Source organism: Pinibacter soli, assembly GCF_029961145.1.
In the GTDB taxonomy this organism is placed as follows: Bacteria; Bacteroidota; Bacteroidia; order Chitinophagales; family Chitinophagaceae; genus Pinibacter; species Pinibacter soli.
This window is the reverse complement of record NZ_JASBRG010000007.1, coordinates 2,076,910-2,088,039: the sequence shown is the minus strand read 5'-3', so window position 1 is coordinate 2,088,039 and position 11,130 is coordinate 2,076,910. Positions and strand designations below refer to the sequence as shown.

Below are 11,130 nucleotides of genomic sequence, written 5' to 3'. Positions count from 1 at the left end.
TTCAGTTTCGATGAACAATCGAATTTTGATTCCATTGCTCAGTTGATAGAGCATCCCGATCTTTGATCGGGAGGGTCCTGGGTTCGAGTCCCAGCGGGATCACAAAAATTAAGTAGTAGCCTTTGGTCAAATCGATCAAAGGCTTTTTTATTTCGAAAATTTTCAGTTTCGATGAACAATCGAATTTTGATTCCATTGCTCAGTTGATAGAGCATCCCGATCTTTGATCGGGAGGGTCCTGGGTTCGAGTCCCAGCGGGATCACAGAAAAACAAGTAACCTTTGGTCAAATCGATCAAAGGTTTTTTTATTTTGGAAATTTTGATTCTATAGCTTGGTTGGTAGGGCATCCCGATTTAAAATCGGAGGGTCCTGGGATCGAGTCCCGGTGGGATCACAAAAAACAAATAACCTTTGGTCAAATCTCATAATCGATCAAAGTTGTTCAATGCCATTCACATACATTTTATATTCTGCGAAATTAGATAAGTATTATGTCGGCGCATGCACTGACATCGAAAGACGCCTATATGAACATAACATCGGACATTCAAAATTCACGAGCACTGGTACGCCATGGGTGGTTGTTCATAACGAGATATTTGAGACGCTGCAAGAAGCTAAGCGACGAGAAGCATATATTAAAAAGCAGAAATCGCGAAAGTACATTGAACGGTTATTTGGAAAAATTCCATAGTTCGGTTGGTCGAGCATCCCGATTTTGATCGGGAGGGTCCTGGGTTCGAGTCCCAGCGGGATCACAAAAAAATAAGTAGCCTTTGGTCAAATCGATCAAAGGCTTTTTTATTTTGAAAATTTTGATTGCGGCGACAATTAAAATTTTGATTCATCCTCGGTTTAGAGCAACCAGATATTATTTTTTCGGATGCTCTGGTACCATCATTTTGGGAATCGCCTGCTGGTATTGATACACTAAATTAACCTTCCCGTTTTTATCAAACCGCCATGTTTCCTGCAGTTCCCTCACTGTCTTTTTTCCTTTGGCGTCTGTTGAAATCTCGCGGCTCCATATCAGCACCCATTCTTCATTTCTATCTTTACTTCTGAGAGGCACCCATGCGTGAACAGAGTCAACAACACTACCCATCATTCCTCTGCTCTTTTTTGCCAGGGTAATAAGACTGTCTCTGGTGCCAACAAACATATTTCCATCTGCAAAAATCATCGTGTCAACTTCTGCGAAGGCATTTTTTGAATTGTCCAGCGTGTTGTTGTCGAAGTCTTTGTACAGTTGGAGAAGTGTCTGCGCATTCTTTGCATCACCGATTTCAAAATCGGAAGAATAGTCCGCCGTGTAAGGATACGTCAGGCTTTCCTGTTTTGGCATCGTTGAATCGGCGCTCTTTGGAGTCTCCATTTTTGATTTGTCAGTGCTGGAGTTGCAGGCTGCTAAAAAAGTAATTACTACGAAAAAGGGAATTTTTCTCATAAAAATTGTTTGTAAATTTTTAATAATAAAAAAATAGAGGTAGCAACTAAAAATGTGGAGGAAATGGGGTTCAATGGCTTATTGTAAGATAAGAATTTTTATGAACTATTTAAAACTCTTTGCAATCAACCTCCAAATTGTCGCATTCAGCCTTCAATAGCATAATCTTTATTGCCGAGATTTGTACCTGACGAAACCTTTATTCTAAAAAGTAAATCAATAGGAGGTAAATGCCATGAGAAAAATAATCGTCTCATCAATGATCACTCTGGATGGAGTAATTCAGGCCCCCGGCGGCCCTGCGGAGGATCCATCAGGCGGGTTTGAATATGGTGGATGGGTTGCTCCCTATGGCGACGAAGTGAGCGCGAAGATTGTACAGAAACAATTGAAGCCAACTGATCTTCTTTTAGGAAGAAAAACGTTTGACATTTGGGAAGCCTACTGGCCCCAACACGCAGCTATGTGGCCAGGCATTAATGATGTTACCAAATATGTTTTGTCCACAACAAGAAAAAAATCTGATTGGCAAAATACTGTGTTTCTGGAAAACCTGGCAGACATAAAAAAACTTAAAAACTCCGAAGGTTCTGATATTGTAGTTTGGGGCAGTGGCGAACTTATTCAACTGCTGCTTAAAAATGATTTGGTGGATGAGCTCTGGCTCAAGATTTATCCATTGACTCTTGGCAAAGGGAAAAAAATATTTACCGACGGTCCCATTGCGGCGGCATTTACATTAACAGACAGCGTCGTTACATCAAAGGGTGTTATCATAGCCGATTACAAACGTGCGGGAGAAGTGAAGACCGGTAGGGTTGGAGATTAGAAAAGTAGAATAGGAAACAAATTTTATTTATGTCCTGGGAAAATGTATTTGCTTGGGATTTGCGAGTGCCTAATAGTAATGGTTATAGATTAAATAAAGCAGTGAAAGTATGTTGGTGATCAATAATAGGAGAGTTCCTGAATTAAATACATTCTTATTTTGCAAATTTTTAAATACCGAGGGTACAATAAATTGAACTAAACACTCTATTTTGGTGAGATATTTTTTGCAAAAACAAACTCCTTATGAAACAAATATTTGTTATCGCATCCTTTATTTTTTTTATTTCCTGCTCCCAAACCGAAAATCCTGTTGTTACACCAACCCCCGTCAATTATAATACAACAGCCTTTTTTATTTCCAACAAGGACACGATACAATATAAGGATTCCAGTAGCCATACACAGGTTGTGTACAGCACGTCAAAAGCGTATGCCATTACGTTGGGACTTTCGTTTCGTGTTATCTCTGATTCATTGCAGCCAAAATTATATGTTGGGCAACAAATAAGAATGCCATACATGCGCTATTACGGTCCTTATTCTGATCATGGCACCGATGTAAAAAACGATGACATTGCTCTTGGGTCCGGCTCGACCGTTGTATTAACAGTAACGCGAGTTGGTAGTGAGAATTTTGATGCAACTTTTTCCGGCAAATTATGGTCGACCAAAGATATAGACACCCTTTTTATTAAGGAAGGGGTATTAAAGCAAGTGAAGATGCCGACACAATAGCCAATTGACAAAGTTTCGGTTTGCTGAAAAGATTTCGCAAAAAGCGTAAAGTCTGCACCTGTAGCCAAAATAAAATTCCCCTGTACGCCATCGACCGAAACCTTCACGGGCAGGTGGCCCGAATGACTGAATGACTGAGTAGTTGAACTTTAATAATGACTATTGAACATAAACTTCAGTTATTCAGTTATTCCGTTATTTCAGTCGTTATTGAATATCGCTTGCATATGCTCAATCGCATCAGGAGAATGTAGCCTCTCTGTTTGTTCCAAAGTTATTCTTCCTACTTCAGAAGCTCTTTCCCTCATCTTGTTTTCATAGTGTGCGATAGCTGCGTGCACGTCAGCAAATTCATTACTTGTAAGCGCATAGCTTAGCTCAAGCGCATCCTGCATGGCCATGTTCACACCTTCGCCTGCATAAGGTGGCATTAAGTGCGCCGCATCACCGAGCATTGTGAGGTTTGGCAACGCTTGCCATGTTTGATCCAGGGGCATGCAATATTGAGGACGGGGAATAAAAGCAGGTTCTGCTTTTTCAAAAAGCTCTAACCATGTATTATCCCAATCGGAAAATTCTTTTTTGAACCATGCAATTACCTGCGACTTGTCGGAGAAATCGATGCCACTTTTGCGAACCCAATCCTCATCCGTTTTACAACCAGTATAGAAAACCAGGCTGCCGTCACCTTTCGAACTTACAATCAAACTCTTGCTATTGCCGAAGGCAAATATTTTTCCGCCATTCAGCAGGTTGTGCATGTAAGGAGCTGCCGTTGCTGAGTTGTACACCGCACCTTCAACAATTGTATAGCCTGTAAAGAATGGCTTTATGGACGTAATAAGCTGACGGATTTTAGAGTTGGCGCCATCTGCAGCGATCACAATATCAGCAGTAGCAACATTTCCATTTTTGAAACTCAATTGCCATTGGTCATTGGTTTGTGTTAGTGTTGTCAAGTTACTATCCCAAACAATGGTGCCTGGTTGTAGAGATTCCAATAACATTTTTCTAAGCGGTCCGCGATCAATTTCCGGGCGAAAAGCAATGTCTCCAAACTCGCCTTGATGCATTTCATCGCCATGTTCATCAAATACGATATTGGCGGCACTATCAACAATACGAATTCTATCTGCATTTGGTCTGTAGTTTTCCTTGAATGCCTCCATCAGTCCAGCTTGCCTGAGCGCTTCCAGGCCTGAATCCTCGTGCAGATCAAGTGTTGCGCCTTGCACCCTCACATCCTTATTTACATCTCTTTCATACACTTTTATATCAGCGCCTTTAATTTGCAGGAGCTTTGCTAACGTCAGTCCGCCGGGGCCACCACCAACGATGGCTATTTTTTTATTGATCAGGTTTTTCATTTTAATAAGTTTTGTTGTTTTAAATTGTCATTCCTTTTATCACTACTTCACAACTTTCAAGAATTACTCTTTCAGTAATGATTTGCTTGGGTCTGTCGAGATGTTCAAAGTATTCGTTCATCAGGTTGAAGATGGGCGACATCAGCAATGCACGACACACTTCAATGGGAAAGTTTTTGATGATCTTTTTAGAGATATTGGTTTTATAAAATTTATGAATAGGAGCGAAGAATTGTCCCTCCTGTATGTTTCTTTCTTTAAATGCCTTGTGTAATAGCGGCGATGAATTGCCATACTGCATCAATGCAAAAGCCTGTCTGTTGTTTTTAAAGTATCGGAAAGTGTTGAGCCATATTCTTTTTACGCCTTCGGCAAAATCCATTTTTTCATCAAAATTATCCAGCACTGCTTTTTCATATTCTCCAAGTACTTCATCAATAAACAGCTTGATTAGGAGGTCTTCCTTATCCACGTATTTTATATAAATCGTTCTGGGAGAGATGTTGGCAGCCTTAGCCAGCTTTTGCATACTTAGGTTTTCCAGTCCTTCTTCATGAATGATTTTCAATGCAATAGTACGTATGGCCTGTTCCTTCTCTATGCTCTTAGGTCTCATGTTTTTTAGTTGACAATGCAAATATAAGTAAACGTTTATTTACTAATGAAGTTTGAAATGTTAAAAAAGAGAGGAAATTAAAAATTAAAAGTTGAAAATGGGAGAAGCGTTGATTGCATGAGGTCTGCAATTTGATGAACAGAAAGATTTGAATGTCTCATTGCAACGGCGACACAGAAGGCATTTTCAACTTTCAATTCTTAATTGATTACCTATTCCCACTTAAACAACTTCACCGCGACCACGCTCAACGCTGTGGCCCAAATGATCAGGCCAATTACCTGCCATGGTAGCTGCCAGATGTGGGCACCTTCAAATCCTATTTTACGCAAGCCGTCCACAAATAGTGTAAGCGGTAAAATGTTGCAGAAAGCTTGCAACCCGTGCGGATAATTTTCTATAGGAAAGAAAAGTCCACACAATAATATTTGCGGAAGGATAAATGTATTGGCAGTTGGTGCAACGGAGCTTTCATTTTGTATTACACCACTAATGATGAAACCAATGCCCATAAATATCACTAGGCCGAAAAGCGAGAACAGCAGCATCTCAAAGAAAGTAAGCAAACCATTAACAAGTGTGTAGTTGAAGGCAAAATAGCCGAGCCCAACCATAATAATAAAGCTGAGCACGTGAAACGAAAGCCTGCTGAGCATTTCGCCCAGAATGATATACGATCGTTTGATGGGCGTTGCCGACAAACGTTTTAAAACAAGGCCCTGGCGCAAATTGAACAATAGAAATGCAGACCCAAATACGCCGGCCATCAGCAAAGAAAGACCCAATTGTCCCGGAAGTATAAAATCTATTTTGCGATAAACACGTCCCGGTAATTCCTTGGTGTGCAAAATGGCAACAGAACTATTGGAAGGAAATGCGGCCTTATCAATCGAACCGACTACGTTATTCAACAAAGTTTGTAGCAACACTCCCGCATCAGCAGACGACGGGCTGGATGTGATCAATATTGTGTAAGGTGGCAATTGTGAAAATATCGGGTTCTTTTTAATACGTAGAATGGCCGTCAGTCTACCCTTTTGCAGCGCCTCCTGTGCTTCATCCTGCGACATATTGGGGACAATGGTAAGGTTCTTTATTTTCTTTACCGATTCGAAAATGACATTGCTCGTATCACTGTTTGGCCCAACCGAAATTTTCAACGGAACAATGGTTGTGTCTACCATAGAGCCAAACACTATTATAAAAATAATAGGGAAGAGAAGAGAAAAAACAATCGATGTAGGACTACGAAGCATGGCAAGTAAACTCGCTTTTGCCAAAGCAAAAGCAGCTCGCAGTTGACTGTATGATTTCGGCATAAAACAAATGTAATCGGAAAAATTTGAAAATTTGAGGATTTGTAAATTTGAAAATACAAAGTGCAACACCCGGTTAAGAAGCGGTTTTCCTGTACTCGGTAGGGTTGATGTTCGTGAACTTTTTGAATGTGCGGTTCATGTGGCTGAGGTCTGTAAAGCCAAACTCATCGGCAATTTCATTCAAGCGCATGTTTGAATGTTTCAGGCGCGTTTTGATCAGCTTTACTTTGTATTTGGTAATGTATTGCTGCAGACTTTCGCCGATATGTTTCTTGAAATACTCGTTGATATAGTTGCTTGAAAAATTGAACGTACGTGCGATCTCTTCGACCCTTAATTTTTCCGGTTCATAAATATGCTGATGAATGTAATTGAGTAACGCGAGTGATTCATCCAATGTGTCAGATTTTTTATTTGCCACGTCATCAATGGTAATATTTCTGGCTGCTATCGTAATGATCGTGTTGATGCATTGCGCAATAACTTCATCACGATTGTGTACATTGTTTGATTGTTCACGAATGATTGCTTCCGCCAAAGCTCTTATCAATGGCTTATCAGAAACATTCGCAAGAATACAACCGGGCATATGATTGTGGTTGTGGAAAATGTATTCAACCTTTTGCACCCAGTTCCTGCTTTGTGTTTTTAAATAGCTGTCGTTAAAACGGATGAAGAGAAACTTTGTGTGGCTCTGCACTTCAAAGCCGTGCTTATCTTGTGGAAAGATCAGGAAAAGCTTATCCGGAGCGTATGGCAGAGAATGGTCATTGATCATTTGTTTGCCATTTCCCTCCAATACAAACACCAATTCAAAAAAAGTCTTTTTATGCTTTTGGGAAACGTATTCATCCGTCTCCATGTAATACGTTTCAAATGGTTGATAAAGGCTTTTGATTTCCATACCACCAAAATTACAAATTAACCCAGCGATTGTACAAACGCAGCATTTTGAAATTGTAAAACTTTGCATCACAAACAAATGCAACAATGAACACGACAAGTTTTCTACTATTAAGACTCGCCATAGGTGCAAGCATGCTTGGTCACGGTTTGGTACGTTTGCCCAAACTCAAAGGCTTCAGTAACTGGATGGTAACTTCATTTGAGAAGTCAATGTTATCGGCAACCATAGTGAAACCATTCAGCTATGCGCTGCCATTGGTGGAGTTTGTCATTGGCCTGTTGCTCATGCTGGGTCTGTTTATCCGCCCGACATTAGTTGCCGGCAGCATCGTAATGATTATGCTGATATTGGGGACTACTTTGATTGAAAACTGGGAGGCACTTCCTTCACAGTTAATTCACGTTGCTTTTTTTGCACTACTTCTCCACTATGCGGCAAGCAATACGTACTCTCTTGACAACGTCTTTTTTGAAAAACTGGTTATGTAGTTCACACTTTGAAGCGACCATTTGGTGGATTTTAAATGCAGATAACTACAAAGAGGCGGTATTGAAGCCGTTAATTTTGGAAGTGATACCGATACAACCGCAGCAGTAACAGGAGGGCTTTCAGGGCTTATATACGGTACGGAGGCGATCCCGCAGGAATGGGCTGCTAAACTGGCAAGACGAAATGAGATTGAGGATTTGAGTGAACGACTTTTTATTAGATTATAATTAAAACTTCACAAAAAATACTTATAAAGTATTTACTTCGCTCATGGCCAAAACATTAGTAATAGGAGATATTCATGGCGCTCTAAAAGCGCTGCAGCAATTGATTGGTGAGTTAAATCTTCAACCGGATGACAAACTTATTTTCCTCGGTGATTATGTAGACGGCTGGTCGCAGTCTGCACAGGTGATCGATTATTTGATACAGCTTGATGAAAAGCCGGAATGTGTTTTCATAAAAGGGAATCATGATTGGTGGTGTGAGAATTGGCTAAACGGTGCCCAGGCAAACAATGAGTGGCTGCTGCATGGCGGGAAGGAAACCGTGGAAAGTTATATTGGGTTTAGCGATGATCAAAAGAAAGCGCACCTCGAATTTTTCAACAGAATGAAAGGCTATTACGTGGATAAGGAAAATCGCTTGTTCATTCACGCTGGATTTTCGTCAATGCATGGCCCCGCTAAGGAAAGGCACGAAAGTAATTTTTTATGGGACAGAACTTTGTTGGAGACGGCATTGGCCACAGATAAAAATCTTTCCAAAGAATCTCCTTTTTATCCAAAGCGTTTAGCGTTGTACAAAGAGATTTTCATAGGACATACACCAACAACAAACTATGGTATAACCGTTCCAATGCAGGCATCGAACGTATGGGATATAGATACCGGCGCAGCTTTTAAAGGACGGATATCGGCGCTGGATATCGATACAAAAGAATTCTGGCAGAGCGATGCGCCGCAAAAATTATATCCAAACGAAAAAGGCAGAAATAAATAAACCTAAACAGATGAAAACATTCAACCTCATATCTGCGATGGTGGCGGAACATTTGCCGGAACGGCAAAAATGCTTAAAGATAAAGGCGCTAAAAAAGTGGTGCTGATCGTGAGCCACGGCATATTTAGCAAAGGGGCCGTGATCGATTTTGTGGATGATATTTACACAACTGATTCTTACAAGAATATAGAAGGTGTTCGTTGTTTTTCTATTGCGAAATATCTCTGACCAAAATGTTGGCACACAGATGACACGGATTAGATGGATTTACACGGATTACAATCTCGATGTAAATGTGGCGATTTTGTTATGAATGTTGTTTTGTTAGTCCGTTCGAAAAATTAAACCACTCTTGCTTGTCATCCCGACGAAGGAGGGATCTGAGATCAACACCTGCAACCGGGTTGTCTAATATCCCAATCAATCTACTCTTGCAAATGCAAATTATTTTACTAGTTTTGCACCTCAGTAATAAAACGCATAAACTTTTGAGCCATGTAATTTCACAGGCATATTAAATCTTTCTCTGTAGCCCTTCCGTTCCGGAAGCGGCCTGTGAATTTTATTTTCTAAACTAAATATTGATAACATGGCAATATCTCAAAAATACGGCCGTACTTATCACTATCCGTTTTCTCCCGGTACTACAAGTGATGATAGAATTCAGCATGACTACTGGAAAAACGTAAGCGCCATTGAGCAATTGGTGCATACGGAAAAACTGGATGGTGAAAACAACTGCCTTTCGCAATATGGCGTGTTCGCCCGTTCACATGCAGCGCCTACAACTTCTGCATGGACAGCAACTTTGCGCAATTATTGGAAAAGCGTTAAGAACGACCTCGGCAACCTGGAAGTGTTCCTCGAAAATTTATATGCGGTCCACTCTCTGGAATATAAAAAACTTGATCATCATTTTTTTGTCTTCGGTATACGTGAAGGCGACAGATGGTTGAGTTGGGAAGAAACAAAATTTTATGCGGCGATGTTGGATTTGCCAACAGTGCCCGAAATTAAAATAGTAAAGCGGCCAATGGTTCAGGCTGATTTTGAAAAAGGCATACTGGAAATTGTGAAGGGGCCCGGTGCATTTGAACCTCACGATATAAACAACGGAAACATTGCTACCATGGAAGGCATTGTTTCCAGGAATGTCGAAGGTTATGCAGTGGATGATTTTGCAAACAACGTTTTCAAGTATGTGCGCAAGGGACATGTAAAAACAGATCAGCATTGGATACGCAATTGGCGTCGTGCAAAACTAATTAATGAAGGAGGTAGTTATGTGGCAGATAAGTAGTAATAAAGACTGGCATTACCTGGAAGAAAAATTCTGGTGGGTAAAAATAATGAACGAAGTTCCGCAGGATGCGCGGCATCATGGAGAGGGGAATGTTGCCATTCACACGCAAATGGTGTTGAAATCATTGGTGACATTGGAAGAATACCAGCAATTGGATGAGCAATCACAAGAAATATTGTGGGCCGCGGCATTAATGCATGATGTTGAAAAATATAGCACTACGGTAATAGAAGACGATGGAGCAATAACTTCAGCAGGACATGCGAGAAAAGGTGAGGGAACAGCGAGACAAGTTTTATATCGCGATATATCCACACCGTTTTTTATACGGGAGCAGATTGCAAAACTCGTGAGGTATCACGGCTTGCCACTGTGGATATTTGAAAAGCCTGATCCTGAACGATCCGTAATTATTGCAAGTCTTGAGGTGGATCTGAAAATGTTGGCCATTCTGGCAAAAGCAGACGTGCTCGGACGCATATGTAATGACCGACAGGAACTGCTTTACCGGATCGATTGTTTTATTGAACTGTGCAAAGAGTACGATTGCTGGGAGGGGCCAAAGCAATTTGCTTCTGCAGAAGCAAGGGCACATTACTTGTTGAAAAATGGCGAGTCGCCGGAGTATGTACCCTTTGAACAATCGGCAGTAGAGGTGATTATGATGAGTGGATTGCCTGGGGCGGGAAAAGATACATTTTTACGTCAGCGCTACAAGGCGTTGCCTGTCATTTCATTGGATGACATTCGAAAAGAGATGAAGATAAAACCTGATGACAAAAGTGGCAATGGTCTTGTTATTCAGGCAGCAAAGGAAAAGGCGAGAACTTATTTGCGTGCAAAGAAATCTTTTGTTTGGAACGCGACAAACATCACAAAGCAAATGCGTGAGCAATTGATCAGTTTGTTTATGACTTATGATGCGCACGTAACAATTGTATATGTTGAAGTAGCCGCCAATTTGTTATTACAGCAAAACAAACAAAGAGAGGCTGTTGTACCTTTGGCTGTGATGGAAAAATTGATCAGCAAGCTGGAGGTGCCAACGATAGTGGAAGCGCATGAAGTTGTTTACATAACAAAGACATAATGTAAAATGCAAGGGAAATGAT

14 protein-coding genes and 4 tRNA genes are annotated in these 11,130 nt (G+C 40.8%); 13 read left to right on the top strand and 5 right to left on the bottom strand.

The features are described 5' to 3' along the window. Window positions 1-27: 27 nt before the first annotated feature. The 5 genes from QJ048_RS18880 (at window position 28) to QJ048_RS18865 (ending at window position 757) form a co-directional block, all read left to right on the top strand. Window positions 28-102: transfer RNA gene (locus tag QJ048_RS18880), tRNA-Lys, on the top strand. 86 nt (window positions 103-188) lie between these two features. Continuing rightward, window positions 189-263 (top strand) — tRNA-Lys (locus tag QJ048_RS18875). Between the two features lie 59 nt (window positions 264-322). Then, a tRNA-Leu gene (locus tag QJ048_RS18870) sits at window positions 323-396 on the top strand. Between the two features lie 51 nt (window positions 397-447). After that, window positions 448-696 carry a GIY-YIG nuclease family protein gene (locus QJ048_RS23490; RefSeq protein ID WP_425607793.1) on the top strand — a complete coding sequence of 83 codons (249 nt, stop codon included), beginning with the start codon at window positions 448-450 and terminating at the stop codon, window positions 694-696. Next, window positions 687-757, top strand: a tRNA-Lys gene (locus tag QJ048_RS18865). The genes QJ048_RS23490 and QJ048_RS18865 overlap by 10 nt, the downstream gene beginning before the upstream one ends. Before the next feature lie 116 nt (window positions 758-873). On the opposite strand, the gene QJ048_RS18860 is transcribed toward QJ048_RS18865, so the two are convergent. Then, window positions 874-1,449 carry a hypothetical protein gene (locus QJ048_RS18860; RefSeq protein WP_282335969.1) on the bottom strand — a complete coding sequence of 192 codons (576 nt, stop codon included), beginning with the start codon at window positions 1,447-1,449 and terminating at the stop codon, window positions 874-876. 235 nt (window positions 1,450-1,684) lie between these two features. Here QJ048_RS18860 and QJ048_RS18855 point away from each other — a divergent pair, with 235 nt between their 5' ends. Both QJ048_RS18855 and QJ048_RS18850 read left to right on the top strand, forming a co-directional pair. Further along, window positions 1,685-2,278, top strand: a complete 594-nt coding sequence (locus tag QJ048_RS18855; protein ID WP_282335968.1) for a dihydrofolate reductase family protein — start codon at window positions 1,685-1,687, stop codon at window positions 2,276-2,278. A 245-nt stretch (window positions 2,279-2,523) separates the two neighbouring features. After that, complete coding sequence (locus QJ048_RS18850) at window positions 2,524-3,015, top strand: hypothetical protein (RefSeq protein ID WP_282335967.1); 492 nt, start codon at window positions 2,524-2,526, stop codon at window positions 3,013-3,015. Window positions 3,016-3,215: 200 nt separating this feature from the next. On the opposite strand, the gene QJ048_RS18845 is transcribed toward QJ048_RS18850, so the two are convergent. The 4 genes from QJ048_RS18845 to QJ048_RS18830 all read right to left on the bottom strand — a co-directional run bounded on the left by QJ048_RS18845 (window position 3,216) and on the right by QJ048_RS18830 (window position 7,221). Beyond that, on the bottom strand, window positions 3,216-4,382 hold the full coding sequence (locus QJ048_RS18845) for an FAD-dependent oxidoreductase (protein ID WP_282335966.1): 1,167 nt from the start codon (window positions 4,380-4,382) through the stop codon (window positions 3,216-3,218). 19 nt (window positions 4,383-4,401) lie between these two features. After that, window positions 4,402-4,998, bottom strand: coding sequence for a TetR/AcrR family transcriptional regulator (locus QJ048_RS18840; protein ID WP_282335965.1), 597 nt, complete (start codon window positions 4,996-4,998; stop codon window positions 4,402-4,404). Window positions 4,999-5,210: 212 nt separating this feature from the next. After that, window positions 5,211-6,317: an ABC transporter permease gene (locus QJ048_RS18835; RefSeq protein ID WP_282335964.1), complete on the bottom strand. Its 1,107-nt coding sequence runs from the start codon at window positions 6,315-6,317 to the stop codon at window positions 5,211-5,213. A gap of 73 nt (window positions 6,318-6,390) precedes the next feature. After that, on the bottom strand, window positions 6,391-7,221 hold the full coding sequence (locus QJ048_RS18830; RefSeq protein WP_282335963.1) for an AraC family transcriptional regulator: 831 nt from the start codon (window positions 7,219-7,221) through the stop codon (window positions 6,391-6,393). An 86-nt stretch (window positions 7,222-7,307) separates the two neighbouring features. On the opposite strand from QJ048_RS18830, the gene QJ048_RS18825 reads away from it, so the two are divergent. The 6 genes from QJ048_RS18825 (at window position 7,308) to QJ048_RS18805 (ending at window position 11,108) form a co-directional block, all read left to right on the top strand. Continuing rightward, a complete protein-coding gene (locus QJ048_RS18825; RefSeq protein WP_282335962.1) occupies window positions 7,308-7,712 on the top strand; it encodes a DoxX family protein in 405 nt (134 codons plus the stop codon). 60 nt (window positions 7,713-7,772) lie between these two features. Further along, window positions 7,773-7,940 carry an ADP-ribosylglycohydrolase family protein gene (locus tag QJ048_RS23485; RefSeq protein ID WP_425607799.1) on the top strand — a complete coding sequence of 56 codons (168 nt, stop codon included), beginning with the start codon at window positions 7,773-7,775 and terminating at the stop codon, window positions 7,938-7,940. Between the two features lie 43 nt (window positions 7,941-7,983). After that, complete coding sequence (locus QJ048_RS18820; RefSeq protein ID WP_282335961.1) at window positions 7,984-8,715, top strand: metallophosphoesterase family protein; 732 nt, start codon at window positions 7,984-7,986, stop codon at window positions 8,713-8,715. 69 nt (window positions 8,716-8,784) lie between these two features. Further along, window positions 8,785-8,943, top strand: coding sequence for a hypothetical protein (locus QJ048_RS18815; RefSeq protein WP_282335960.1), 159 nt, complete (start codon window positions 8,785-8,787; stop codon window positions 8,941-8,943). A 361-nt stretch (window positions 8,944-9,304) separates the two neighbouring features. After that, a complete protein-coding gene (locus QJ048_RS18810; RefSeq protein ID WP_282335959.1) occupies window positions 9,305-10,015 on the top strand; it encodes an RNA ligase family protein in 711 nt (236 codons plus the stop codon). Further along, on the top strand, window positions 9,984-11,108 hold the full coding sequence (locus QJ048_RS18805) for an AAA family ATPase (protein ID WP_282335958.1): 1,125 nt from the start codon (window positions 9,984-9,986) through the stop codon (window positions 11,106-11,108). Before QJ048_RS18810 ends, QJ048_RS18805 begins: the two co-directional genes overlap by 32 nt. The last annotated feature ends 22 nt before the right edge of the window (window positions 11,109-11,130 follow it).

What these genes read in the sequence shown, in the direction of transcription:
- QJ048_RS18835 (WP_282335964.1), bottom strand. Translation starts at nt 6,317, where the DNA reads ATGCCGAAATCATACAGTCAACTGCGAGCTGCTTTTGCTTTGGCAAAA.
- QJ048_RS18820 (WP_282335961.1), top strand. Translation starts at nt 7,984, where the DNA reads ATGGCCAAAACATTAGTAATAGGAGATATTCATGGCGCTCTAAAAGCG.
- QJ048_RS18830 (WP_282335963.1), bottom strand. Translation starts at nt 7,221, where the DNA reads ATGGAAATCAAAAGCCTTTATCAACCATTTGAAACGTATTACATGGAG.
- QJ048_RS18815 (WP_282335960.1), top strand. Translation starts at nt 8,785, where the DNA reads ATGCTTAAAGATAAAGGCGCTAAAAAAGTGGTGCTGATCGTGAGCCAC.
- QJ048_RS18845 (WP_282335966.1), bottom strand. Translation starts at nt 4,382, where the DNA reads ATGAAAAACCTGATCAATAAAAAAATAGCCATCGTTGGTGGTGGCCCC.
- QJ048_RS18855 (WP_282335968.1), top strand. Translation starts at nt 1,685, where the DNA reads ATGAGAAAAATAATCGTCTCATCAATGATCACTCTGGATGGAGTAATT.
- QJ048_RS23490 (WP_425607793.1), top strand. Translation starts at nt 448, where the DNA reads ATGCCATTCACATACATTTTATATTCTGCGAAATTAGATAAGTATTAT.
- QJ048_RS18860 (WP_282335969.1), bottom strand. Translation starts at nt 1,449, where the DNA reads ATGAGAAAAATTCCCTTTTTCGTAGTAATTACTTTTTTAGCAGCCTGC.
- QJ048_RS18825 (WP_282335962.1), top strand. Translation starts at nt 7,308, where the DNA reads ATGAACACGACAAGTTTTCTACTATTAAGACTCGCCATAGGTGCAAGC.
- QJ048_RS18840 (WP_282335965.1), bottom strand. Translation starts at nt 4,998, where the DNA reads ATGAGACCTAAGAGCATAGAGAAGGAACAGGCCATACGTACTATTGCA.
- QJ048_RS18850 (WP_282335967.1), top strand. Translation starts at nt 2,524, where the DNA reads ATGAAACAAATATTTGTTATCGCATCCTTTATTTTTTTTATTTCCTGC.
- QJ048_RS18805 (WP_282335958.1), top strand. Translation starts at nt 9,984, where the DNA reads ATGAAGGAGGTAGTTATGTGGCAGATAAGTAGTAATAAAGACTGGCAT.
- QJ048_RS18810 (WP_282335959.1), top strand. Translation starts at nt 9,305, where the DNA reads ATGGCAATATCTCAAAAATACGGCCGTACTTATCACTATCCGTTTTCT.